We start from the raw sequence: 24,718 nt of genomic DNA, 5'->3' as shown, positions 1-24,718 counted from the left end.
TTCATAGTGAGTCCCTTATTAAATCCCTCCATTTAAACATTTCATTGGAAATATTAAACTTAATTCGGCAAAACGTGGGTAGGCTTTAAACGAACAAAGCTTTTTCCCATAAATACATGATTTCGGATTTGGAGTTTCACAACTTTTTAAGCTTGATATCACGTTTTTAATATATTTTTTGATTTTACTACTACAAATATCAGTAAATTTATCCAACAAGCTAATTAATCGAACAAAGAACCGTATTTTTGGTACAATAGATATTACTTAGAAAGACAAAAGGAGAAATATAATGTACAACATCATAGATTTGTTTTGTGGTAGTGGTGGTTTGTCATATGGATTCAACTTAGCTGGATATAACACTTTATTAGGAATAGATAACGACAAAGCTGCAATTAAAACATTTGAAGAAAACCATAAAGGAAGCAAGGGTATTTGTGGAGATATTACGAAAATAACTACCGAGGAAATTTTAGAAGCGGTGGAAGGGCAAGAAATTGATATAATTGTTGGTGGTCCACCCTGCCAAGGCATGTCTTTAGCAGGTCCTAGAAAACTACAAGATCCCAGAAACAAGCTTTATCTTTCATTTATTGATAAAGTTAGAGATATTCAGCCCAAGGCTTTTGTAATTGAAAATGTTCCAGGTATGATTAGCCTATTTAAAGGAGCAATCAAAGATAGTATAATAGAAGAATTCGAAAAGCTAGGTTATACCGTGAACTACCAAATATTAAACGCTGCTGACTATGGGGTACCACAAACTAGAAAGAGAGTGTTCTTTGTTGGACTAAAAGATGGAGAAAGATTCTCTTTTCCAGAACAAGAAATTCTTTTTGAAAACGATTGGATTACTGCAGAGCAAGCTATCAGTGATTTACCACTCCTAGAAAGCGAACTGGGTGAGGATATACAGGGTTATATATGCCCACCTCAAAATGATTTCCAAGAATATTGCCGAAAAGAGTCAGACGTTGTTTATAATCACATTGGAACTAACCATAATGAACAAACAAAGAAGATAATTAGCCTAGTTCCTGAGGGGGGTAACTATAAAAACCTTCCTGAAGAATATAGGAATACTAGAAAATTTAATGTTGCATGGACAAGATATCATAGTAAAAAGCCCGCACTAACAATTGATACTGGTCATCGTCACCATTTTCACTATAAAGCTAATAGAGTTCCCACCGTTAGAGAGAATGCTAGATTTCAGTCTTTTCCTGACCACTTTATTTTTTACGGTAATAAGACTGAGCAATCTAGACAGGTAGGTAATGCTGTACCTCCTCTACTTGCTAAATCAATAGCAGAGCAGTTACTTCAATTATTAGATAAAGAGGTGTTAATTAAAAATGGCGGATTACAAAATACCAGATGAGTATTTTTTTCGACTACATCATCCTAGACCTCGCTTTAAAACTGATATTGAAAATGTACTAATATATATAGCGAATGAAATAACTTCCATAGGAAGAAAAAATGCAGATGAATTTGTCCGAAAACTTAACGCTTCAATCAGAAGATATCCTGGTAATCTGTCAAAAACTCAAAAGACAATTGATAATTGGAGAACAGAGATAGATGCTTTATTCTGTTTTATTGAGCAGGATGGGTTATTCTTACAACCGAGTAACAGAGCTATTGAACTAGCAGCTAATCAGGATCTTGTCAAATTCTTTAAGCTTTTCTGTTATCATTTCCAATATCCTGGAGGTTTTGTAAAACCAAAGGTAAACCTTAAATATTTGAAAGCTGGCATAAATTTTCGCCCTGCCTCATATCTGCTACAAATGATGCATTTTGTTGAAAATGAATTCAATGTAAGGGCAGGAATATCAAAATCTGAAGCAACTCATTGTATTTTTAATGATCTAAGGGTGACAAGAGACGGCCGTTCAGTTGAGAAAACATGGGACTTAATAGTTAATAATAGAAGAAAAGAACTCGATTATGATTGGACTGGAGATGTAGTTCGTTATGCTGGAGACATACTTGATTACATGACTCAAGCCAATTTGCTTGTTAAAAGACCTAACGGAAAATATTATATTAATCATGTTGAGGATTTAGCTGTACAAAGATTTATTAATCATACAGATGATCTTTTTGATTATTACAATTACTTACCCTCCTCCATAGAAAATATTACACTTAGAGATGTAAAAGAAATAGAGAACGAATGGATTCAATATTTTAATACAGAACGAGAAGATAGCTTTTTCGATACAGACATTCTAGCCTTGATGACAGAATCGTCCGATGAATACAATGAATTAAAAGCATTGGTCGATCTTGATAAACTTATCGAAGAGAACGATTTATCAACAACAGGTGCTATCGGGTCTATTGGTGAGAGTTTAATTCTTAACCATGAGAAAAAGAACATTTGTAACATGGGACGTTCAGATTTAAAACACTTAATACAGCGTATTCCTACAATTCTAGCAATTGGTTATGATATTAATTCACGGGAAATTGATGAAAAGCACAAACATATTGAAGTTAAAACAACTGCTAGTTCTACCCCAGTTGATTTTTATAGATTCCACTTAACGCCTAATGAATGGACGGCAGCTGAGAGTAGTAATGATAGATATTTTGTATATAGGCTTATGGTTAATAAAACTGGAGCAAAATTATTTGTGATCCAAGATCCGGTTGCCGAATACAAAACTGGTAATTTATCTGCTTCACCTCGTAATGGCATGGATATATATTTTGATCCAAATAAATGTGGTAAAGAAGTAAAGTTAATATTGTAAGATAGGAATGATAATAGAATGTATAACGTAGTTTCATTATTCTCTGGTTGTGGTGGTGGAGATGTTGGTTTAAAGGGTGGATTTGAATTTCTCGGCAAAAAATACGAAAAACTACCGTTTAAACACGTTTATGCTAATGAATACGATGCAAAAATTGCTGAAATATTTAATGCCAATTTTGATATAGAAGCTGATGTTAGAGATATCAGAGAAGTACCTGAGGAGGATATCCCACAACACGATATTCTCGTCGGAGGCTTTCCCTGTAATTCCTTTTCTATAGTAGCGCAAAATCCAAAAAGATTAGGAATTAAAAATGATGATGGAAAGCTCTTTTTTGAAATGGTTAGAATGCTTAAAAAATGGCAACCAAAAGCATTTATTGCTGAAAATGTTAAGGGTATCTTATCTGCTAACAAAGGAGAAGCATTCCCTCTAATAATAAAGGAGTTTGAAGAAAGTGGCTATATCGTTAAGCACTGTGTTTTAAATGCTGCAGATTTTGGCGTTCCTCAAAGAAGATATCGAGTTATAATTGTAGGCATTAGAAAAGATATTGAGACTGAATATGAATTTCCCCTGTTCACACATTCAGAGGATGATGGTTTATTTGGAGAAAAACATATCCCATTAAAGGAAATTATCTTTCCCGAAGAAGAAATAGATGAAAAATATTATTTTAGCGAAAGAGCGGTACAAGGCATGTTGAGGGCTAAAAAAGAAATGAATAAAGGGCGAGCTCAAGATATAAATAAACCCTGTAATACTGTCGGAGCTCACTTGGCAAAGGTTAGCTTAAATAGTACAGATCCTGTATTGAAGATTAACGGCCGTTATAGAAGGTTTACTCCTAGAGAAGTTGCTAGAATTCAATCGTTCCCAGACACATTTAATTTAGTTAGAGCTGAAGGTACTCAATACAAGGCTTTAGGGAATGCCATTCCTCCAGTGCTAATGTGGCATGTTGCTAAGAAGCTTGCAGAAGCTCTAGGAAAGGAAAATATTATTCGTGAAGCAGCAGTCCTATAAGGTTCTGTTGCTCTTTTCATATAATTATTAATCATCTGTCTGCTATCCACTTTTGTATAAAAGATAGAGAAAAGCCAACTTCCTATTATGGTATATTTAAATATGCGAGGAAATAATTTAAAAAGAAGTTTAACAACTGCTCATATAATACTTGTGTATATAACGGAGATAGATTGCATTTTACCTTTGAATGCGGAGATATTAATTCCAATAGCAATTGAGAAACTTCCTTTCAAACTATCTTTTTGAAAAAATCTAACATATGAACGAGTTTGTTATGAGAATGCCAAAATTGTATTGAATTTATTATTCACAGCCATATGATAACAGTTAGCGCCAGCTCAAATTGATAAAAGAACAGAATAATTGGGTCTTAATAATGATAATGGGGGAAAAATATGCAACCGATTAATCACGATATTAAATTGGAGTTATTGAAACTAGTTAAGAGAGCTGAGAAATATTCTAAAGATCATTTAGTAAATACATTTGTTGATACAGGAGCATTGGCCACCCTTCTTACAACGATTGATAATCAAATCCTCTATGGTCGAAGAGGTACTGGTAAAACACATGCTTTAGCATATCTATCCAATGTTGCCGATGGACAAGGAGACTATGTTGTTGACATAGATATGTCAAATATTGGTTCAACAGGTGGAATATATGGAAGCTTTGATATTCCTGTGACTGAAAGAGCTACCCGTTTATTAGTTGACACCCTTATACAGATACATGAGAACTTATTAAATAAGGTTATGGATGATGTGAATAAGGAGCTTGATCCAAATCTCCTTCCTTTACTTGATGAATTAGCAGATGCTTTATCACAGGTTTATGTTGAAGGAAGTACTGAAATAACACAGGGATACGATAGAGAATATCAAGATACAACTAACGATAGCATAGATGGCAGTGTGAATAAAAAGGGTATAGAACTAAACCTTTCCATGCAACAAACAACTAACCAGAGACACAACCAGAGTGTTAGCAAAATGCAATCAGGGGTTATTAGGCATAGAGTACACTTTGGAAGTGTGCAATCTGTTATGAAGAAGATATTAAAAAAACTTAATGGTAAAAGGCTCTGGATACTAATTGATGAGTGGAGTGAGATTCCCTTAGAATTACAACCATATCTAGCGGATTTATTAAGGCGGTCTATTTTTCCGTTATCCGATATTACTGTCAAAATTGCAGCTATAGAACAAAGATCTAAATTTAAATCTAAAAGTACGAATAGAGATTACATTGGGTTAGAAATTGGTGGAGATGCCTCTGCTATCCTTAATTTAGATTCAATTATGGTATTTAACAATGATCAAGAAAAGGCCAAGGATTTCTTTGAGCAGCTGCTTTATACACATATAAAAGCATTAATCGAAAGTAAAACAGGTGAAGCATTTGAATTAAATAGTGAGAAAGTAATTAATGAAATATTTACACAACAAAAAGCTTTTGAAGAATTTGTAAAAGCAGCAGAAGGAGTACCTAGAGATGCAATAAATATCATTGGAATAGCGGTACTAAACTCGGGAGATAACAAAATTTCTATACCAAATATACGTTCAGCTGCAAAATCATGGTACAATCGTGCTAAAGAAAGAGATATTATTAATGCCGAATCAAAAAAATTATTACGCTGGATAATTGAAGAAGTTATTGCACATCGTAAAGCGAGAGCCTTTCTTTTAAAAACAGATACTTATGATGAATTAATAAATGATTTATTTGACGCGAGGCTCATACATGTTTTAAAAGAAAATGTTTCAGCAAGGGATAGAGTAGGAGAACGCTTTGTCGTATATTCAATAGACTATGGGTGCTATGTTGATTTACTTCAAACAGCAAATGCTCCTCAAGGGTTATTTGAAGCTGTAGTTGATGATGAAAGTGAAGTATACGTTGAAGTTCCTAGTGATGATTATAGATCAATAAGAAGAGCAATCCTTAACTTAGAAGAATTTTATGAATCAACGAGTGAGCAAGAATAGGTTGCGTGCAAATATAAATTATCAATTAATATTGGTCACCAAAATGGTCACATACATTAAGAAACATCAGTTAACAAATAATTATTTTAAGGCTCTTTGGGTAACTGCTAGTAACTAACGGAAATATCACAATGTAAATTGACAGGGTAGAGGTAGTTGGTTCGGGTCCAATCGGAATCACTAATCTAGAGAAGCGTCAATCCTCTGTATAGCAAGGGGATGGCGCTTTTTCTTTGTTTCTTGAAAATGTAATTTTCAGCCTGTATATTTATGCATTGTACAAAAATTGTACATACCATGCTCATAAGGTTAGCTCATCCAATGATTCCATGCGGTTTACCCGGGTCCATTAATTCCAGAAATTCTTATCAAATCTGTCCGCCGATCGTCGCTGCATTTCTTGATTCGTGTGTGAATAGATATCTAATGTGATACCAACTCGCGTATGGCCCAACCGTTCACTGACGATTTTTGGATTTTTATACATTCGCATAAGGATTGTTGCATGTGTATGCCGCAAATTGTGAAAGGGGATATAAGGGACATTTGCTTCCTCAATCAATCGTTTATATTTCCGAAGCAGATTTCTTGGATCAAGATAGTTACGATTTCTCAAAGTAACGACTAAATCAAATTCGGTAGTCTATTGATGTTTTTATCCCCCACAGACCTGTTCACTTTCCTCTCCTGCTGTGTTTAAAAGGCTAGGAAGGACCAGATTTTTATTTAAACAAGCTAGTTCCTAAGAAGCAATTATAAGACCACCTGTTTGATTTTATGCACAAAGGGAATTGAATAATAAGAGCCAAAAACACTAGAAAGGATGATTTCATGCCTAAGAAAATTATTGGCGGTGTATTCGCAAACGCTCAAGATGCAGAGATGGCAATAAATCAATTGAAAGGTCTTGGATATCAAGGAGAAGATATCTCTGTTTTTGCAAAAGATAAGGACGAAGTAAAAGATATCGAGAATCACACAGATACAGACGTAACACCAGAAAAAGGTGGGCGAGGCAAAAATGCTGGGAAAGGGGCAGGTATCGGAGCAGTTTCCGGTGGTGTACTTGGCGGGATTGTCGGGTTAATTGCGGAAGCTGGACTGTTAGCCATTCCTGGGATTGGACCTCTGGTAGCGGCAGGACCAATCGCAACGACACTTGCTGGTCTCGGAATTGGAGCAGGTAGTGGAGGAATAGTTGGAGCGCTTGTTGGATTAGGAATTCCGGAAGAACAAGCGAAAGAATATGAAGGATTCTTAAAAGACAACCGAATCATCGTGATGGTGGAAGCAAACGAAGAAAATCAAAGTGATGTATACCGTATTTTCATTTCTAACAAGACAGAAAATACAAGCATGTATCCGGAAGAAATACTTATTACTGAAAACAGAACTTACTAGACATCTGTAAAAGCAAAGAAGTCAATTAATATTCTTGGAGAGATTAGCGGAGATGCCAGCAGTCAGCGGACTGCTGGCATCTTTATGTTTAAGCGAAAATGGATGGTTTAACAAAATTGTAGATACCTGCTTCGATTTGTTTTAAAATTACATCTTAATAAAGAACCCGGGCTTTTTATCAGCCGGGATCTTATCTATTAAGTAGTTATTCTCTTATCTGAACGTTTATTAAGGAAGAGACAATCCTACATTAGGACTAAATTCCTCATTTTAAGGCAATATCCCATGTTTACTTGTCATATTATACCCTCTTCATGTTTAAATGCCACTTTTCCTCCTAAAGTAACCGTTTTTATACAGTTTTAACTGTACAAACGGTATTTGTAATATTTGCTGAAACTGTTAGAATAATAAGGTGATTAAATATTTTGGGAGTAGACAACAAATATAATTTTGTTCAATATTTCACTATGAACTAAAAGAGAAGAGGCAGCAGAAAATTTCTTAGCAGGAGGTGTTAACTATTATCGATTTCTTTCAATATTTTAGTAATAATTACAGTCAAATTCTGGAATATACGGTGGAGCATGTTCAATTAGTGGGACTTGCTATTATTGTTTCCATCCTTATTGGTGTGCCACTTGGTGTTTATTTAACGACAAATGAGTACTTAGCTGAATCTGTGTTACAGATTTTTTCTATTATCATGACTATTCCCAGTATCGCTCTATTTGGTGTTATGATTCCTATCTTATCCACCATCGGACAGGGTATTGGATTTCTCCCCGCATTTATTGCACTAGTTTTATACTCTCAATTGCCTATTATCCGGAATACATACACAGGTATCAATGAAGTAGATCCAAATATTCGAGATGCAGCGAAAGGGCTTGGGATGACGACGCTCCAACGACTAATAAAGGTGGAGATTCCAAATGCAATGCCACTTATTATGGCTGGAGTTCGTACAGCAACCGTTCTGAACATTGGGGTTGGTGCAATTGCAGCATATATCGGAGCTGGTGGCCTTGGCTCGTTAATCAACCAAGGAATCTCAAGATCAAACACAACGATGGTCCTTGTAGGTGCAGTTGTCGTATCCATTTTGGCCATTGTCGTTGACCAGCTATTAAGATACTTCGAGAAAAGGTTTACTCCTAAAGGAATATAAATAGGAAGTTAGGTGATAAGGTGTTAGAATTCAAAAATGTTTCAAAGATATATAACGGAAATAAAAAAGCCGTTGATCATGTGAATTTCAATGTAGATGAGGGGGAACTTGTTGTCTTGCTCGGTCCTTCTGGTTGTGGAAAAACTACCCTCTTACGTATGGTAAATCAGCTGGAGTCCATTACAGAGGGAGACATTCATCTGAATAACAAAAGTGTAAAAGAATCCAACAAGATTGAGATGCGCCGTAAGATTGGCTATGTCATTCAAAGTAATGGCCTGTTTCCCAATATGACGATTGAGAAAAATGTCATGATTGTTCCTGATTTACTAGGCTGGGACAGGAAAAAGCAACTGGACCGATTTAATTATTTAATGGAGCTTATCGGTTTGCATCCTGATGAGTATCGCAAACGCTACCCTCACGAATTATCAGGTGGACAGCAACAGCGTGTCGGAGTTGCACGGGCACTTGCAGCGGATCCGCCAGTCATGTTGATGGATGAGCCTTTTGGAGCACTGGATCCAATTATTCGTACAAAGATTCAAGATGAGTTTTTACAGATTCAAAAGGAAATTAAGAAGACTATTTTATTTGTTAGTCATGATATCGATGAAGCGGTAAAAATGGGGGACAAAATTGCGTTGTTTCGTGATGGGCAACTGCAACAGTACAATCATCCTTTTGAAATACTTCATCGCCCTGCCAATGAGTTTGTTTCCGAATTCGTTGGACAAGATCGAGTATTAAAAAGCACTAGCCTATATTCCGTCAAAGACCTTGTTGACAGTGTTTCATTGACTGGCTATCAAAAGGCGGGCAGTGTACAAACGGTTCAGGAAGATACTTCATTGCGTATTGTCATTTCAAAACTCTTGAATCAAGAGGCAGAACAATTAGCCGTAGAGGATACCAAAGGAAAAATTAAAGGGATTCTAACCCTCGATTTAGTAGAAAAATTCCTTTACAAACAAATAAAGGAAACTCCTAAGAGGACGGGGTGACATCGTGAAAACTAAGAAAAGAATCGCTTGGATTGTAAAAATTCTGTTTTGGCTGATTGTCATCACCTTTTTTACATGGACCATCATGAATGATATGTTTCGCCCTATTGTCGAGGACTTTGGTGAATTTACCCATTTACTTGGTCAGCATATAATCATTGTTTTTATATCGGGATTACTAGCTATCTTGATATCCATTCCACTTGGTATTTTGGTAACAAGGAAAAGCTTCCAGAAGTCCGAGTTTTGGATTGTAAATATGGCAAACCTTGGCCAAACCATTCCGAGTTTAGCAGTTTTAGCACTTGCGATGGGATTTTTGGGTATTGGGATGAAAGCAGCGATTGTTGCTTTGTTCATCTATTCCCTGCTGCCAATTTTACAAAACACCATTGCAGGTATACGGTCTGTAGATAAAAATACGATTGATGCTGCTCGCGGAATTGGATTAACCCCTTTTCAAATATTAATAAAAATTGAACTACCAAACGCGGCATCATCGATTATTGCTGGAATCCGTACTGCCCTTGTCATCAACATTGGAACGGCAGCACTTGCCTACCTTATTGGTGGTGGCGGACTTGGTGCATGGATTTTCACTGGAATTCGGTTATTTGATAATGCTTTCTTAATTTCTGGCGCAGTTCCAGTAACATTGCTTGCTATATTAGTTGATTACTTCTTTAAAATCATGCAGCAAGTTCTTGTACCAAAAGGATTGCGACTAGCTAAAAAATAATATTTTGGAGGACGAAAATGAAGAAATTAAAATTACTTATTACGCTATTGATAGCAGGTCTTGTACTAGCAGCCTGTGGTGGCGGCAGTGATAAAGAAATTACAATTGGATCGAAAAACTTTACAGAGCAATACTTACTTGCAAAAATGACGACATTTATATTAGAAGATAATGGATTTGAAGTGGACGAAACCACCGATCTTGGTAGTACTGCCTTACGACAAGCATTAGAGAACAAACAAGTCGACCTTACTTGGGACTACGTTGGTACCGGTCTTGTTACATATTTAGGTGAGGAACCAATGACAGATCCACAAGAGGCATATGAAAAGGTAAATGAAATTGACCAAGCAGAAAACGACATTATCTGGACAAATCTAAATGATGTAGATAACACATATACTCTTATGATGCGCCAAGCTGACGCAGAGGAGTTAGGAATCAAATCGATTAGTGATCTTGCTGCTTACATTAACGAAAATCCAGGCGAACTTACTATGGCTTCTGATGCTGAATTTTCTAACCGTGATGACGGTCTTCCTGGTGTAGAGGAAATGTACGGATTTGAGTTCCAAAAAGGGAATGTCATTGACATGGAAACAGGCCTTAACTATAATGCACTACGCGACGGCGAAGTGGAGGTATCTGTAGGTTTTGCAACCGATGGTCGAATTGAGGCATTTGATTTTATCAACCTAGAAGATGATAAAAGTTTCTTCCCTTCCTATAACGCAGCGGTAGCCATGACTACTGAAACGAACGAAAATTATCCTGAACTAGAAGAGATTCTTGCACCTCTATCCCAAACACTAGACAGCGAAACGATGAGAAAGTTAAACTATGAAGTCGACATTGAAGAAAGAAGCGTCGACGAAGTAGCTAAAGAGTACTTAACGGAAAATGGATTGATTGAGAACTAATTTATAATTATAAGAGAATGAGATGGAAAAATGAAAGGGTAGTCGTCATTATGACGGCTACCCCTAATTTATTATTTTTACTTGGATGAAATTAGTTCTGCGACGAGGATATAACGTTCCGGTGCTGCTCCGATAAAATCAAACGGGTAACAAGTGGAAACAGTTAGTGTTGCTCTGGGTTTGGGTACGATTACGGTCCTGTCATTCGCTTCAACAATCCGTACTTTTTTCACTTTATACGTAAATTCTCCAGCAGAAGTTTGAACTATAAGCAGGTCACCTTTACCAACCTCACCCAGCTCACGAAATATGGTATCACGATGCCCTGACAGGACTGAATTATCTTCTTCACCAGGCAAAACACTACCTGCGAAATGTCCTACTCCTTTTTCCAGTTCATCTTCATCTGTTCCATGATAGATTGGCAGCTTTGCCTCCAACTTTGGAATAATGAGCTCACCAATATTTTCTCCCTGTTCAGGACGTTCAGAGTAAAGAGGAACCTGTTCTTGTTCTTCAATTTGTTCCTCCTCGATAGTTGCTGCTTTCAAATCTGACTTGATTTCATAGTCTTGAGCATCTACTTGACCTGTTTTAAAGAGCAAATAACCTTTTAAAAAAGTATAGGCATTCGTACTGCCAAACCATAGTCCAAATACAATCAACATAATAGATAGTGAAAGAAGAAGAATGTGCTTGCTTCTTCTTCTTTTGTTTGGCTTTCTCATTCTTTAGTTTCCTTTTATACGAAGACGTCGGAATAAGAAAACGCCAGCTAAAACAAATGCAAGTCCAACTAATGCATTTCCAGCATAGTCAGAAGCTGTCGCTGGAAGCTCGCCGCCTTTGACTGTTTTAACAGGTGGTTTAGCAGTTTTCGCCTCTTTTGCCCCTTCAGCTGCTTTTAAGGCTGGAGATGCTTTTTGATTTTCCGTCAGGATTTCCTCAGCTTGCTTTATGTCTTTACCAGTTTCCTGAATTAGGTCGGAGCCAAACATGTCTGCTGTTAACAAAATATCAGCAAGGAACTCTCCTTGCTTGTTGTATATTTCGATTAACAGATCATAACCTTTTGTAGTGTCCATTGTCATCAAAGTCTCAAAAGATACGGTTTGTTTTTCACCGTCTTTTACAAGATAATACTTCGTTTCTACTTCAAAGAGATTCAGCATGTCATAAAAAATATCAAAAAGCTCTGCAATTTGTTCTGCCGAAAGTTCTCCAGCAGTTTCAAAATCTTCAAACGCCATCATTCTTTCGCTTAGCTCTATTAGTTTATCTAAAAAAGCAGGGTCTTCATAATCAAGCGTTTCAAGATGTGCAAACAGTTTCTCCAGTTCCTCATTAGTTAGACCAATTTCAGTGAAAAGACCATATATTTCGTCTAAATCTAGATCGTCTAAATGAAAATCAACAGCAAGGTAAAGGTCTTCAATATACTCATAGTTTTCAATTGAATCGTCATTTTCATTTAAAAATTGTTCTAATGCCTCTTTTGACTCAAAGCCATAATCATCTAGAAGCTGCTGAAGATTGTCTTCATCAATCGGAGTACCTTCCCATCCGTTTAAATAAAAATCAACATATTCATGAAGTTCTTCAGAAAATATAATCCATGTGCCTTCCAATACATCCTGTCCTTCTTCTAAATCACCATACTCAACAAGAAGTTCATTTAACTCTTCCCGACTTAGGCCGAATTCTTCTAGTACTAGCTGTACAGATTCTTCCGAAAGTGGTGTACCAAGCTCGTCCACTGACTCAAAATATTCTAAATCCCATTCTTTGCTTTCTAAATAATCGACATAATCTTGCTTATCCCAGCCAATATCCTTTAAAAACTTTTCAAACTCTGGTTCATTAAGCTCAATTGCATAAGTCATAACAGGTAAAACACCAATGCCAATAACAATAGTCAAAAGTACTGAAAATAAGTGCTTCATTCCTTGCCCCCTAGTTTTTATATCATTTATAGAGAATAGTATAATTCAAAAAAGTAAATTTTGGTATCATATTTTTTTAAAAATCAAAAAATAATTTATCTAAGGGAAAAAGAGTCAGACGCCCGCCTCGTTAAAAGTGAGGCGGGCGTCTGACTCTGTCAACCTTCAAGGAGTTATAAGGGTCGGTACCCCTATCATCTAGTAATTGCAAAGTAGGGGAATGATACCAAAGCTAAAGCCTACCTCTCCCCAACAAACCTAACCGCAGCAATATGCGTCCGCGACAACCGAATAACCTCCTCAATAAACTCCTCCTGAGAAGTCTCAAACCCCGTACTAATCCAATTCGATAGTAAACCAAAAAATCCATATGCCGTGTAACGTTTAAAATAATCCATATCTACCGGCAAATGATTAATCGTCTCAAACTCAAACTTTTCCTGATAGATTTTTAAGATTGTCTCTGGAAATCTGGTATGCAAATCTGGTATGGTATCCTGATAGGTAATCAATTCGAAAAAATTCCGGTTCTCATAGATATAGGAAATAATGTTAAAGGATTTTGCCGTCAGATGATCGGTATTTACTTTTTGTTTCAATTGATAAGGTTCTCCGACCGCTTCCATTAACCCATCGAGCAGGCTGCAAAGTAGATCTTCTGCTAATTCGTATTTATCCTGGTAATGCGTATAGAAAGTGCTTCGGTTGTATTTTGCCTTATCGACGATATCTTTGACGGTAACAGAATGGAAACCTTTTTGTTTTGTTAAGTCAGTAAGTGCTAATTGAAAATGTTCTTTTGTTCGGTTTTTTCGTGGAGTGGATAGTTGTTCTATCATTCTTGGCTGCCCCCTATAACATTATGATATTAAATATCTGATAAATAGACAAAAACGCATCAATTGTCTATTAAATAGACAGAAAAGAAAACATTGATGGTTGGCTTACTAATAGTAACCTACTATAATAAAGATGTAAACCTTTTCAAAGAGGAAGGTTCATAATTTTATTATAACAGGGAGGATCAACAATGGGAAAACTACAAGATAAAGTAGCTGTTATTACTGGTGGAGTATCAGGTATTGGGGCGGCAACAGCGCGTCTATTTGCGGCTGAAGGAGCGAAATTAGTTTTAGTAGATTTTAATGAAGAAAAAGGTGCTGCATTTGAAGCCGAATTAAAATCTGAAGGTACAGAAGCTGTTTTCGTGAAAGCGGACGTAACGAATGAAGAAGATGTTAAAAATATATATAGTACTGCTCTATCAACATATGGTAAAGTTGATGTTCTATTCAACAATGCTGGTATCGGTGCAGTAAAACCAACCGAAGAATTAACGTATGCTGAATGGAGAAAAACGGTAGAAGTTGACTTAGATGGTGTATTCTTAGTTGCACAAGGCGCTATCAAAGAATTCTTGAAATCTGGTGGCGGTGTTATTGTCAACACAGCTTCTATGTACGGCTGGGTAGGATCACCTGGTAGTGCGGCATATAACGCAGCTAAAGCTGGTGTGATTAACTTAACTCGTTCACTTGGCTTAGAATATGCTGAACGCAATATCCGCGTAAACGCACTATGCCCAGGATTTATCGAAACACCAATCTTAGGTGAAACAGATAGACAATTCCTAACAAACGCAACACCAATGAAACGTCTTGGAAAACCAGAAGAAATGGCGAAAGCAGTATTATTTATGGCTAGCGATGATTCTAGTTTCATGACTGGTAACAGTTTAATTGTTGATGGTGGTTATACAGCACAATAATAGATTGATAAGAGAAAAGAATCCGTTCTGAATTTTATTCAGGATGGATTCTTTTATTGGGAAATAGTAGTGAACGGTCTTCGGAGGTAGGGGGCAGATTATCGTAATCACAACCGTCAACAAGAGATAATGAGTTTTTCAGTGTCTCTTTTATTCAATAATTGATTATAGTCAACGCAAGGTATCATCGTTGACATAGTTTTTACCACTGAATGATGAAAAATATACCAAAGAATGGCAGGCTGTTACCAATTCAAATTTCTAGTGTTAAAAATATAATTTGAGAAATAAAAATGTTCTACTAGTTATAAAAATTTGACTGATTTTCAATTAGATTAGTCTTCCACAAACGGGCCAGATAACTTACCACTATATGTTATATATATAATCCTCAGGCAAAACTCTTTTAAGAAATCGTTGTGTTCTTTCTTCTTTCGGGTGTTGGAAGAATTCATTAGGTGGGCCTTCTTCTACTATAACGCCACCATCCATAAATATAACTCTATTTGCTACATCCTTTGCAAACGACATTTCATGGGTCACGACAAGCATGGTTGTTCCTTCTTTTGCGATTGTTTTCATTACTTCTAGCACTTCTCCAACCAATTCTGGGTCGAGTGCTGAGGTTGGTTCATCAAAAAGGATAATGTCAGGATTTAGAGAAACGGCTCTTGCAATGCCAACTCTTTGCTGTTGACCACCAGATAATTCTCCAGGATAGGCGTCGTATTTTTCGAATAAACCAACCTTATCTAATGCATCTTTTCCAATTTTATTTGCTTCTTCTTTCGTCATTTTTCTTCCGATGATGAGTCCTTCTGTTACGTTCTCCAATGCTGTTTTATTATTGAAGAGATTATAGTTTTGGAAGACGAAGGCCGTTCGTTTTCTTATTGAATAAATTTGTTTCTTAGACGCTTTTTTGAGATCCACCTGAGTATCTCCAAAAATGGCCTGTCCTTGATCCGCCTTTTCTAGAAAGTTGATGCACCTTAGTAATGTTGTTTTACCAGACCCACTTGGTCCAAGGACGACAACGACATCCCCTTTTTCAATCTTTAAATCTATTCCATTCAAAACGATATTATCTCCGAATGATTTGTGTATATTCTTAATCTCTAACATGATTTCACCTCCGAAAATAGATCTATGCAGTAGGTGCGATTTGGTATTTCCTTAAACGTTTTTCCAATCGTTTAAACAAGTATTCTACTAAACTACAAATGATGAGATAAATAATAAAGATATCGAGATATGCTTCAATATAGTTATAGCTTGCATTTGCTGCGACTTGGGCTTTTAACGTAATTTCTGGTAAGGACATGGCATAGCCTAATGATGTTGCTTTAATTAGATTGACGGTTGCATTACAAATGTTAGGTAATGCAACAACTAATGTTTGCGGAACGATAATTCTTCTAAATGCTTGAACGGTTGTTAACCCAACTGAATGGGCAGCTTCCAATTGTCCTTTACTAACAGTGTTAATGGCAGAGCGGAATACCTCAATTAATGTTGCTGTCGTATTTAATGAAAAAACGATAAGTGCATACCAAATTGGATTTACATCATATACATCCATTTGGATGTTATATTTTTCAAAGATGGATGCAAGCAATAGGGGGACACTATTATAAATGATAAAAATTTGTACGATGACAGGTGTCCCTCTTACAAAGGAAACGTACACACGGGAAAATTGATTTAAGACCAGCATTTTATTTATTCTTGTTAAGGCAAGTATAAAGCCTAAAGGCAAGGCAATAGCTAATGAAACTACTGTAATAAGTATTGCAACTGGAACCCCTGTTAAAGCTACAAAAAAAGTATCTATTAGAAACTCAAAGTCCAATCCATTTGACACTCTGTCACCCCCTGCTTATGCTGCTTTTAAGCCTTTATTCCCTTTACTAAACACTCTTTCCAATTTTAAGAAAAATTGTTCGATGATAATTGACAGTACCCAGTAAATGATAGAAAGTCCAATATAGATTTCAAGTGCATGGGAATTGTAGTTACTCGCAATAATAAGGTTTGCTTTACCCATCACGTCAATTAGCCCGATAGTGTATGCTAGGGCACCTTCTTTCATTAATTCTAGCAGCGCATTCCCAAAGTTAGGTAAAGCGACAACAAACGCTTGAGGGAAAATAATTCTTCGGTAAGCTTGCATGTTACTCAACCCAACGGATACAGCCGCTTCATATTGCCCTCTATCAATAGATTCATAAGCTGAACGGATGACTTCAGACATTAATGCTCCAAATTGAAGGGTGAACGTAATCACAACAAAAAAGACAGAGCTCATATCGTTGAGATTGACACCAAAATTCATAGCTATAGCTGGAACACCGTAGTAAATTAAGAATAGTAGAACGATCGATGGTGTACAACGTAATACAGTTGTATAACCATGGGCGATGTTTTGAAAAACTTTATTTTCTCCGAGTTTCATAATGGCTAAAATTAACCCTAGCAGGCTTCCGAATAGAACGGAAAGGCCTGCCACGAAAAATGTCATTTTCAAATAGGGAAGTAGCGCCGGAATGGATTCCCAAATATAAGTTGAATCGAAATATTCCTCCATTTTTGCACCTCTAGTTTTCGATTATCTATCCACAGATTCTAATACTTCAAATAGGTCTCTGCCATAGAATTCTGTACTCAGTTCACTTAGTTTCTTTTCTTCCTTAAGCTGTTTGATTGCTTCGTCATAGGCAGCTGCAAATTCTTGTTCATCTAAATTAAATAATGGCCATGTTTTAATCACGTCGAATTCATTATAAACAACGTCATTTATTAAATTATGATATGGACCATCCTCTGCTATTACTTGTTTTTGAAAAGGCCCCTCTATGGTGACACCACCGTCGACACGACCTTCATTCACCCATTGAATAACGTCAACAGAGAATTGGTCTCCAGCTTGTAATTTGACCGGATTGTCTGGATTTTCTTGATTGTATTCCTCAATCACTGTGTACTGTGCATTGTTTGCTGCGATTGGTGCTAGTGTAAAGCCTTCAGAGGCAAAATCTTCCAAAGTTTTTATATGGGCGTTTTCATTCGTTAAAACGAGACCTATACTACTTAAACCAAGAAATTCCTCAGGATAAAGAAAGTTTTCAGTTCTTTCCTCTGTCCAAAATGCATTTTTAACCCCAACTTGGAATTTCCCTTGTTGAACACCGATTAGTAAGTCTTCACTTGTTGTCCCAACATACTCAAATTCATATTCTGGTAGTAATTCATCAACTAATTTCATCACTTCTACATCATATCCAGTTGCGTTTCCATTATCGTCTAGGTAAGAAATAGGCTTTGACGATTGATCATAGGCAACTTTTACCGTTCTAACTTCCGAAGCACTATCCCCATCTGAACTAGAGGCAGTACCCGACTCACATCCCGCAATGAATGTAACTAATGCTAGACCTGTTACGAAACCTTTTAACAATTTCCCTTTTTTCATTGATCATTACTCCTTTGCACTTTTATAAAAAACTTAATAACAATTTCATTCTTAAAAAACAGCTATTTAATCGAATCAATAGAAAGAGGAGACAGGCTCTCTGTCCCATCATCTATTGGAAAAACTTACAGATGATCTTTCATTGATTTTCCAGCAAGATTTATGATGGTCATGTCATCCATTGGTGGGTTGTGAAGTCCTGCCCGAACATCACGGTAATAGAGTTGTAGATTATTTTTCTCGGATAAGCTTCTTGCACCAACAACTCTCATTGCCAAATCAACTACATGAACTGCTTTGTTTACAACAGATAATTTAACTGCTCCAAGTTCAGGTCCCATTGTGTTCCGTGTTTCTTCGTCGCTTTCATCCCACTTTTTGGCAATGGAGTATAGGAAATGTTTTGCTTCTAATATGCCGAGTTCGATTTCCCCAAGCTTTTGTTTCACATTTGGTAATTCCGAAATGGTTCCCTTAATGCTGTTAGGGGAATAAGTGGTTGCGAAATCTAGTGCAGCTTGTTGTGCGGCTTGTGCAATCCCTAAATAGCAAGCAGGAATATGTAAAAGCCAGCCAGCAGGTTTCTTTTTAGCAGATGATAGGATTTCAACCAGATCGTTTTTGTCAACATGAACATTTTCTAATACAAGATCATGGCTGCCAGTTCCACGCATTGCAATGGAATCCCATGTTTCATCAACTCTTACACCATTTCTTTCCCGTTTAATTAAGAAGTTTCCTACATCATCGGTTCCTTCTATGGAAGCACTAACTATAAAGTAACTAAGAATAGGAGAAAGGGTGGTGAATGTTTTTCTCCCGTTAATAACCCATCCCGTGCTATCCTCTTTTGCAAAGGTTTCCGGTTTACCGCCACGAGTGGGGCTGCCAGTAGCTGGTTCTGAAGCAGCACTGTTAAGTAATGCACCATTTTCTTTAACGTCTTTAGCAATGGATGCAAATTTTTCCTTCTCCCAAATTTCATTTTCTCCAAAATGTTTCATTAGCCCCATATGCCAGCCAATCCCAAGCGAGGTAGAGCCATCTGCTTTTCCGATGATTTCTTGATGGCGTATCATTTCGTACAATGTAATCCCCAATCCCCCGTATACTTTAGGTAATGTTAATGCTGGATACCCGATTGCTATTAATTCTTGAAAGTTTTCAAAAGGGAATGTTCCATTTTCATCATGTTTTGATGCTCGTTCTGCAAAAGGTTCTACGGTTTTAGATAATAAATGAATTCGTTCCTCCATCGTATTTAAACTTAATAAATTCATTGCGGTTCCTCCATTGCATAATTATATTTAACCATATAAACCTTATTGGAATTATATGAATTATTATTCCTAAATTCGGTGATGATGTCAATAGTTTTTTTATTTTTTAAAAAAATTCAGTAAAATTTGTGTGTTATTTGACAACCGGGAAGGGTGCTGATGTTAAATATATTGTTAAGTATGTATGAGATTCAGAAGTGAAGGGGACAGTGGTTGGCATGAGTAAATTTTATGAATTTGTGCCTATGACTTATACAGTTGAGATTCGTGTTAGCAATAATGGTTCAGCACCACCGAATCCACAAGCATATATCGAGGACATATTGCTTTATGATAAAACCATCATTTCGATAGGGATTAACGGTTGTTTTTGTATCCACTCTGGTTCCTTTAATAGACATATTTTTCTCCTCGATTTAAGTGATAGATAAATGTAAACTCTATTATTCATCACCATAAAGTTAAACTCTAGACCATCCATATCATAGGAAATAACAGGATCAATAATTAGATCCTGGTATTTATGACGAATTCCTAATGCATTGGATATCAATTGATTTAAGTAGATTCCTAGTCCGCTTGAATAGATGAGCCAATTCTTAATTTAACAAAATATCCTTGAGCATCATATCTTGTATTTAATTTGCCGGGATTAATAAATGTATCCCCATGTGTCATCACTTTGATGAAAGCTAAACTGGAGATCGTCTGCTTGTAAAGTAACTAATGAATCTACCCAATACATTTGTGCACACCTTCTTTTGCTATTTTATTAATCGAAAAGGAAGTGATTGTACATCACAACTGTTTGGACCGACATAGACTTCAAATGTACCTTCATCACTTTCAAAGCTTAAGTCGGAATGGTAATAACGTAATTGTTCTTCGGTTATTTCAAACGTTACGTTTTTCTCTTCTCCTGGTTCTAAATGAATCTTTTCAAACCCTTTCAGTTCCTTTACTGGTCGAACCACTTCACCAACTAAGTCACGAACATATAATTGAACGGTTTCTTCGCCAGCAATATTTCCCGTGTTTTTTACAGTAATCGATACCTCTAATTTATCATCGGGTGTAATTGTATCGGTAGATAGTTTCATATTTTGATAGCTGAATGTGGTGTAACTTAACCCGTATCCAAATGGGAAAAGGGCTTCATTTGGGATATCGAGATATTGGGAAACATATCTTACTTGCGCATCTTCGGCACCTTGTGGGCGTCCAGTATTATAATGGTTATAATAAACTGGTACCTGACCTACAGAATAAGGGAAAGACATGGATAATTTTCCAGATGGATTAACATCCCCATATAAAATATCCGTAATAGCTCTACCACCTTCCGTTCCAGGGAACCAAGCCTCTAATATCGCATCTGTTTTATCGTAGACGCCATGTAAATCAAGAGGTCTGCCATTGAATAAAACGGTTATTGTTGGTTTCCCTAATCCATGGACTTTTTCAACTAATTTCAATTGGGAGTCAGGTAGTTTTATATTGGAACGAGAACCAGCCTCGCCACTCATATCGGAATGTTCTCCTAGAGCTAATATAATAACGTCAGCTTGTTCTGCAGCTGTCATTGCATGGTTAAGCTGTTCATCTGTAATAGATTCTATTTCGCAACCTTTTTTAACGATTAATCGATTGTTACCTAGTTTCTCTTCTAGCCCTTTTCGTAGTGTGATAGCAGCATTTTTATCACCCTTCCATGACCAAGGGCCAAGGATATCATTGCTCTCAGCAAATGGACCAATTAGTGCTATTTTTTGTGAAGGGTTGATTGGTAAGATGTTATAGTTATTCTGTAACAGAACACAAGATTTACTTGCTAACTCTCTTGTTGCTTCACGATGCTCCTCACTTAGAATTACTTCCTTTTCTTGTACTTCATCTAATCCGCGGTATGGATTTTCAAACAATCCTAACTCGTTTTTTAACTGTAAAATGCGAAGGGCTGCTTCATTTAGTAATTCTTCCGCTACGTGACCGCTTTCAATAAGCTCTTTCAAGTGGTTAGGGTAGCACGTTGTCATCATTTCAATATCTACCCCAGCTTGAATGGCTTTGTAAGCAGCTTCTCTCTCATCCTCAGCTACTCCGTGTGGAATAAGTTCTTTTACTGCACCCCAATCGGAAATAACAACCCCATCAAATCCCCATTCATCCCGTAATAGATCACGCATCAGCTTTTTATTCCCAGTTGCTGGGATTCCATCTACCGTATTAAAGGCTGTCATCACTAATTTACTTCCAGCGTCCAGTGCTGCCCGGTAAGCCGGTAAATAAGATTCTCGTAATTGGCGTTCAGACATATTGACTGTATTGTAATCTCTTCCGCCTTCAGGAGCACCATATGCAGCGAAATGCTTCACGCATGTAGCTAATCGATTAGGGTCGTTCTTAAGATCTTCTCCTTGAAAACCTTTTACTTGAGCCTTTGCAAATTCACTATTCAAATAGGAATCTTCTCCAGTAGATTCCATTACGCGTCCCCAACGTGGGTCTCTCACTAAATCAACCATAGGAGCAAATGTCACATGAGTACCAGAAACGGCCCCCTCTTTGGCCGCAATTTCTGCGCTTTTTTGTGCCAAATTTAAATCCCAGGAGCAACCGATAGCTAACGGTATTGGAAAAATAGTTTCATAGCCATGGGTGATATCTGCCATAAATAATAAAGGTATACCTAATCGGTTATCTTTTAAATGTTGTTCCTGAATACTACGAATTTCTTTTGCTCCAGAAGCACCTAGTACAGACCCTGTATTCTTCACGATATCATCAGAAATCTTTAATTGTGCTAAAGGTCCAGTAATTTTGCCGTGTTCAGAAGAACCCTTAAAAAAAGGAGGAGTAAGTTGTAATAATTGTCCTATTTTTTCATCCATCGTCATTTGTTTTAGTAACTCTTCTATTTGTTGGTTTTCCAAAGATATTCACTCCTTACTTTGTTATTACAGTTATTTACAACTAAATCGAAACGCTCCCATGGAAGTATTAAAAGGGACATAAATATATCTTGCTTTATATGAAGGTATGATCATGATATCCATTACGAACTATTTATTTGACGATATAATTAATGAATACTTTCATCAAAATTAAAATATTCAATTCCTTGAAGATTTGTTGATAAGAGAGAAATTTTTGTTCTTATAAAGTTTCTTCATATTTAACTTTCATAAAATCACCTCCTAGTTAATTGTATCTAATTAATGTATACAACCTTTTGTACGATTTGTTAGAATATTTATAAAGGTTGATAATTTTGTTAGAGGAATATTAATTAATTGCAAGTCAATAAGGAGTGGCTTAATGAAAAAGCAAAATCTAGATTTAATGCAATTTTACGAAGGTTATGTTCGCAATTATAGGAGGTTAAACTTATCCTCTGAACACAATCGTTCTATGTTTACTAAAAGAGAAGTAGATTACTTCGCGAATGTAGGTGAGTACCTGGGTTTCTATACTTTTGTAGAGGATTCGAAATACGACAGATTAAAAGGAAGATCTCGTCCTATGGATTTATCTTGGTGGAAATGGGATCAGAGGAAAGACAAGGTTAATTATTTGTATCTTGCTTTACATCTTGAGAGGGAAAGTTTACCTAATAAGGATTTGGAAACAATTGAAAAGCTTTTCTCTGAAACAGAAGATGGATATGTTCCCCATAATGTCATTGGCATACAGTACATAGAGACATTGGAAAAGATAACTGTTTTAAATGAAGTGATTAAAAGGAAAAACAAGTTACAACAATCTAATGTTCTAATGATTTATCGATGTTATGACTCTATGGGAAGCATAGAGAGGGTAGAAGCTTATTATTTTAATTCCTCTGGTTTAAAAGAAAGCAGAAAAGCAATTGCAAAAGTGGATGAAACAGGTCATTGGTTTATGAGTTTTGAGGAAGAATGGTTGGATAAACAAAGTTGAATATATATGAAGATGTTTAAATAAGAAAAACAGGAGGGTGCGCTGAAATGAAGAGTAAACTTATCACTCATGAGACAATTATGACTTATTAAGACTACACTCCTTAAACGAATAGCCCTTCATAAATTGATGGATTTGAAAGTAGATTATGCTTTAAACAACTTTTTGGAAATGAGCAGAATAAAGCGATTACAGTCGTATTTTTAAATGCTATTCTACAAAGAACGGACAGAGAGCGCATCAAAGATATTTCTTTTTCAAATACGGAATCAGGTGGTGAGTATGTAGAAGATAAACAGTCCCGGTTAGATTTATTAGTTGTTACCGACGACGGAGAAAGGATGAATGTAGAGATTCAGTTTACCAATAAATATGATATGATTAAGCGTTCTATTTACTATTGGTCTGGGATATACCGTAATCCATTACAAAAGAGGATGAGCTATAAAGAGTTGTCTCCCGTAATCTCCATTAACATTCTGAATTTTAACGTGTTTCATCAAACAGAACGATTTCACACAACGTATCATCTATTTGAAGATGAAGAGAAATTCAAGTTGACAAATGTGATGGAATTTCATTTTATCGAAATGCCTAAGTTAATAAAATCCTGGAAAGAAGCAAAACTGGATCCATGGAATGACATTTTGGCCAGATGGCTCTTAATGCTTGGTATGGTTGATCACAGAAATGAAAAAGTTTATGAAGGTATTTATCTTGAATTGGAGGAATTAGCCATGAAAGACGAATTACTTAAAAAAGCCTTTCAAAACTGGGAAGAGCTAAGTATGACTCATGAAGAATATCTTGCTTACGAATCACGTTTGAAACATATTATGGATGAAGAAGCTGCCAAACGCGAGGCAGAACTTCGGTTACAGGAAGTAAAAGAAGAAGCTGAGAAAGCAATAAAAGAAGGAAGAGAAAAGGGATTAGAACAAGGATTAGAAGAAGGTAGAGAACAAGGAAGAGAACAAGGAAGAGAAGAAGGAAGACGCGAAGGCGAAAAAATAGGGATGGAAAACGAAAAAGAAACAATTGCCCACCGGCTTTTAGAAACTGGAATCAATATTGAAATTGTGATAAGTTCGACGAAGCTTCCAAAAGAGAAAGTGATGGAAATTCAGCGTGAAATCCGTGAATAATATATAGGAGCGGGAGAGGTAATTTTAACTGTGTAAGTAAGAGAGCGTACGGCTCTTACTTCGCAGTTTATTTTTTTACTGTTACTATAAATATATATTAGGGAGTTGTTTATAATGGCGAAATCTCAACGTAATCAAAAATCAG

23 protein-coding genes are annotated in these 24,718 nt (G+C 36.4%); 13 read left to right on the top strand and 10 right to left on the bottom strand.

The window, feature by feature from the left end:
- Positions 1 to 292: 292 nt before the first annotated feature.
- From D8M04_RS13480 to D8M04_RS13465, 4 genes are all read left to right on the top strand, one after another.
- Positions 293 to 1,384, top strand: a complete 1,092-nt coding sequence (locus tag D8M04_RS13480) for a DNA cytosine methyltransferase (RefSeq protein WP_121523828.1) — start codon at positions 293 to 295, stop codon at positions 1,382 to 1,384.
- Positions 1,359 to 2,768, top strand: a complete 1,410-nt coding sequence (locus D8M04_RS13475) for a protein NO VEIN domain-containing protein (protein WP_121523826.1) — start codon at positions 1,359 to 1,361, stop codon at positions 2,766 to 2,768. Before D8M04_RS13480 ends, D8M04_RS13475 begins: the two co-directional genes overlap by 26 nt.
- Before the next feature lie 18 nt (positions 2,769 to 2,786).
- Positions 2,787 to 3,797, top strand: a complete 1,011-nt coding sequence (locus D8M04_RS13470; protein WP_121523824.1) for a DNA cytosine methyltransferase — start codon at positions 2,787 to 2,789, stop codon at positions 3,795 to 3,797.
- 398 nt (positions 3,798 to 4,195) lie between these two features.
- Positions 4,196 to 5,791, top strand: coding sequence for an ORC-CDC6 family AAA ATPase (locus tag D8M04_RS13465; RefSeq protein ID WP_121523822.1), 1,596 nt, complete (start codon positions 4,196 to 4,198; stop codon positions 5,789 to 5,791).
- Positions 5,792 to 6,140: 349 nt separating this feature from the next.
- Here the strand turns inward: D8M04_RS13465 and D8M04_RS13460 are convergent, their stop codons facing one another.
- Positions 6,141 to 6,407 (bottom strand): tyrosine-type recombinase/integrase, encoded by a 267-nt coding sequence (locus tag D8M04_RS13460; RefSeq protein ID WP_121523820.1) that lies wholly within the window; start codon positions 6,405 to 6,407, stop codon positions 6,141 to 6,143.
- A gap of 215 nt (positions 6,408 to 6,622) precedes the next feature.
- On the opposite strand from D8M04_RS13460, the gene D8M04_RS13455 reads away from it, so the two are divergent.
- The 5 genes from D8M04_RS13455 (at position 6,623) to D8M04_RS13435 (ending at position 11,026) form a co-directional block, all read left to right on the top strand.
- Positions 6,623 to 7,192 carry a general stress protein gene (locus tag D8M04_RS13455; protein WP_121523818.1) on the top strand — a complete coding sequence of 190 codons (570 nt, stop codon included), beginning with the start codon at positions 6,623 to 6,625 and terminating at the stop codon, positions 7,190 to 7,192.
- Between the two features lie 514 nt (positions 7,193 to 7,706).
- On the top strand, positions 7,707 to 8,363 hold the full coding sequence (locus D8M04_RS13450) for an ABC transporter permease (RefSeq protein WP_281277130.1): 657 nt from the start codon (positions 7,707 to 7,709) through the stop codon (positions 8,361 to 8,363).
- Positions 8,364 to 8,383: 20 nt separating this feature from the next.
- Positions 8,384 to 9,367: an ABC transporter ATP-binding protein gene (locus D8M04_RS13445; RefSeq protein WP_121523816.1), complete on the top strand. Its 984-nt coding sequence runs from the start codon at positions 8,384 to 8,386 to the stop codon at positions 9,365 to 9,367.
- Between the two features lie 4 nt (positions 9,368 to 9,371).
- Entirely contained in the window at positions 9,372 to 10,106 is a 735-nt protein-coding gene (locus D8M04_RS13440) for an ABC transporter permease (RefSeq protein ID WP_121523814.1), read from the top strand.
- Between the two features lie 17 nt (positions 10,107 to 10,123).
- Positions 10,124 to 11,026, top strand: a complete 903-nt coding sequence (locus tag D8M04_RS13435; protein ID WP_121523812.1) for a glycine betaine ABC transporter substrate-binding protein — start codon at positions 10,124 to 10,126, stop codon at positions 11,024 to 11,026.
- Between the two features lie 77 nt (positions 11,027 to 11,103).
- On the opposite strand, the gene D8M04_RS13430 is transcribed toward D8M04_RS13435, so the two are convergent.
- From D8M04_RS13430 to D8M04_RS13420, 3 genes are all read right to left on the bottom strand, one after another.
- On the bottom strand, positions 11,104 to 11,754 hold the full coding sequence (locus D8M04_RS13430; protein ID WP_121523810.1) for a class D sortase: 651 nt from the start codon (positions 11,752 to 11,754) through the stop codon (positions 11,104 to 11,106).
- A 3-nt stretch (positions 11,755 to 11,757) separates the two neighbouring features.
- Positions 11,758 to 12,969, bottom strand: coding sequence for a processed acidic surface protein (locus tag D8M04_RS13425; RefSeq protein WP_121523808.1), 1,212 nt, complete (start codon positions 12,967 to 12,969; stop codon positions 11,758 to 11,760).
- A gap of 239 nt (positions 12,970 to 13,208) precedes the next feature.
- Positions 13,209 to 13,808 carry a TetR/AcrR family transcriptional regulator gene (locus D8M04_RS13420; RefSeq protein WP_121523806.1) on the bottom strand — a complete coding sequence of 200 codons (600 nt, stop codon included), beginning with the start codon at positions 13,806 to 13,808 and terminating at the stop codon, positions 13,209 to 13,211.
- 191 nt (positions 13,809 to 13,999) lie between these two features.
- Here D8M04_RS13420 and D8M04_RS13415 point away from each other — a divergent pair, with 191 nt between their 5' ends.
- Positions 14,000 to 14,737 carry an SDR family NAD(P)-dependent oxidoreductase gene (locus D8M04_RS13415; RefSeq protein WP_121523804.1) on the top strand — a complete coding sequence of 246 codons (738 nt, stop codon included), beginning with the start codon at positions 14,000 to 14,002 and terminating at the stop codon, positions 14,735 to 14,737.
- Positions 14,738 to 15,106: 369 nt separating this feature from the next.
- Here D8M04_RS13415 and D8M04_RS13410 read toward each other — a convergent pair whose 3' ends face one another.
- The 5 genes from D8M04_RS13410 to D8M04_RS13390 form a co-directional block, all read right to left on the bottom strand.
- Positions 15,107 to 15,862: an amino acid ABC transporter ATP-binding protein gene (locus tag D8M04_RS13410; RefSeq protein ID WP_121523802.1), complete on the bottom strand. Its 756-nt coding sequence runs from the start codon at positions 15,860 to 15,862 to the stop codon at positions 15,107 to 15,109.
- 22 nt (positions 15,863 to 15,884) lie between these two features.
- Entirely contained in the window at positions 15,885 to 16,601 is a 717-nt protein-coding gene (locus tag D8M04_RS13405) for an amino acid ABC transporter permease (RefSeq protein WP_246001250.1), read from the bottom strand.
- Positions 16,602 to 16,616: 15 nt separating this feature from the next.
- Positions 16,617 to 17,324 carry an amino acid ABC transporter permease gene (locus tag D8M04_RS13400; RefSeq protein ID WP_121523800.1) on the bottom strand — a complete coding sequence of 236 codons (708 nt, stop codon included), beginning with the start codon at positions 17,322 to 17,324 and terminating at the stop codon, positions 16,617 to 16,619.
- Positions 17,325 to 17,345: 21 nt separating this feature from the next.
- Positions 17,346 to 18,209 (bottom strand): transporter substrate-binding domain-containing protein, encoded by an 864-nt coding sequence (locus tag D8M04_RS13395; protein WP_121523798.1) that lies wholly within the window; start codon positions 18,207 to 18,209, stop codon positions 17,346 to 17,348.
- 125 nt (positions 18,210 to 18,334) lie between these two features.
- Positions 18,335 to 19,489 (bottom strand): acyl-CoA dehydrogenase family protein, encoded by a 1,155-nt coding sequence (locus D8M04_RS13390; protein ID WP_121523796.1) that lies wholly within the window; start codon positions 19,487 to 19,489, stop codon positions 18,335 to 18,337.
- Positions 19,490 to 19,707: 218 nt separating this feature from the next.
- On the opposite strand from D8M04_RS13390, the gene D8M04_RS20475 reads away from it, so the two are divergent.
- The gene (locus D8M04_RS20475) at positions 19,708 to 19,920 is read left to right on the top strand and encodes a hypothetical protein (protein WP_246001248.1); all 213 of its coding nucleotides are present in this window, start codon (positions 19,708 to 19,710) and stop codon (positions 19,918 to 19,920) included.
- A gap of 333 nt (positions 19,921 to 20,253) precedes the next feature.
- Here the strand turns inward: D8M04_RS20475 and bglX are convergent, their stop codons facing one another.
- Entirely contained in the window at positions 20,254 to 22,422 is a 2,169-nt protein-coding gene (bglX, locus tag D8M04_RS13380; RefSeq protein WP_121523794.1) for a beta-glucosidase BglX, read from the bottom strand.
- A 385-nt stretch (positions 22,423 to 22,807) separates the two neighbouring features.
- On the opposite strand from bglX, the gene D8M04_RS13375 reads away from it, so the two are divergent.
- On the top strand, positions 22,808 to 23,428 hold the full coding sequence (locus D8M04_RS13375) for a hypothetical protein (protein ID WP_121523792.1): 621 nt from the start codon (positions 22,808 to 22,810) through the stop codon (positions 23,426 to 23,428).
- Positions 23,429 to 23,553: 125 nt separating this feature from the next.
- Entirely contained in the window at positions 23,554 to 24,573 is a 1,020-nt protein-coding gene (locus tag D8M04_RS13370; RefSeq protein ID WP_121523790.1) for an Rpn family recombination-promoting nuclease/putative transposase, read from the top strand.
- The last annotated feature ends 145 nt before the right edge of the window (positions 24,574 to 24,718 follow it).

The organism is Oceanobacillus piezotolerans (assembly GCF_003665065.1).
In the GTDB taxonomy this organism is placed as follows: Bacteria; Bacillota; Bacilli; order Bacillales; family Amphibacillaceae; genus Oceanobacillus; species Oceanobacillus piezotolerans.
Note: the sequence above shows the minus strand (reverse complement) of the source record. Positions and strands in the feature narration are given on the sequence as shown.

What these genes read in the sequence shown, in the direction of transcription:
- D8M04_RS13480 (WP_121523828.1), top strand. Translation starts at nt 293, where the DNA reads ATGTACAACATCATAGATTTGTTTTGTGGTAGTGGTGGTTTGTCATAT.
- D8M04_RS13475 (WP_121523826.1), top strand. Translation starts at nt 1,359, where the DNA reads ATGGCGGATTACAAAATACCAGATGAGTATTTTTTTCGACTACATCAT.
- D8M04_RS13470 (WP_121523824.1), top strand. Translation starts at nt 2,787, where the DNA reads ATGTATAACGTAGTTTCATTATTCTCTGGTTGTGGTGGTGGAGATGTT.
- D8M04_RS13465 (WP_121523822.1), top strand. Translation starts at nt 4,196, where the DNA reads ATGCAACCGATTAATCACGATATTAAATTGGAGTTATTGAAACTAGTT.
- D8M04_RS13455 (WP_121523818.1), top strand. Translation starts at nt 6,623, where the DNA reads ATGCCTAAGAAAATTATTGGCGGTGTATTCGCAAACGCTCAAGATGCA.
- D8M04_RS13435 (WP_121523812.1), top strand. Translation starts at nt 10,124, where the DNA reads ATGAAGAAATTAAAATTACTTATTACGCTATTGATAGCAGGTCTTGTA.
- D8M04_RS13430 (WP_121523810.1), bottom strand. Translation starts at nt 11,754, where the DNA reads ATGAGAAAGCCAAACAAAAGAAGAAGAAGCAAGCACATTCTTCTTCTT.
- D8M04_RS13425 (WP_121523808.1), bottom strand. Translation starts at nt 12,969, where the DNA reads ATGAAGCACTTATTTTCAGTACTTTTGACTATTGTTATTGGCATTGGT.
- D8M04_RS13420 (WP_121523806.1), bottom strand. Translation starts at nt 13,808, where the DNA reads ATGATAGAACAACTATCCACTCCACGAAAAAACCGAACAAAAGAACAT.
- D8M04_RS13415 (WP_121523804.1), top strand. Translation starts at nt 14,000, where the DNA reads ATGGGAAAACTACAAGATAAAGTAGCTGTTATTACTGGTGGAGTATCA.
- D8M04_RS13410 (WP_121523802.1), bottom strand. Translation starts at nt 15,862, where the DNA reads ATGTTAGAGATTAAGAATATACACAAATCATTCGGAGATAATATCGTT.
- D8M04_RS13400 (WP_121523800.1), bottom strand. Translation starts at nt 17,324, where the DNA reads ATGGAGGAATATTTCGATTCAACTTATATTTGGGAATCCATTCCGGCG.
- D8M04_RS13395 (WP_121523798.1), bottom strand. Translation starts at nt 18,209, where the DNA reads ATGAAAAAAGGGAAATTGTTAAAAGGTTTCGTAACAGGTCTAGCATTA.
- D8M04_RS13390 (WP_121523796.1), bottom strand. Translation starts at nt 19,489, where the DNA reads ATGAATTTATTAAGTTTAAATACGATGGAGGAACGAATTCATTTATTA.
- D8M04_RS20475 (WP_246001248.1), top strand. Translation starts at nt 19,708, where the DNA reads ATGAGTAAATTTTATGAATTTGTGCCTATGACTTATACAGTTGAGATT.
- D8M04_RS13375 (WP_121523792.1), top strand. Translation starts at nt 22,808, where the DNA reads ATGAAAAAGCAAAATCTAGATTTAATGCAATTTTACGAAGGTTATGTT.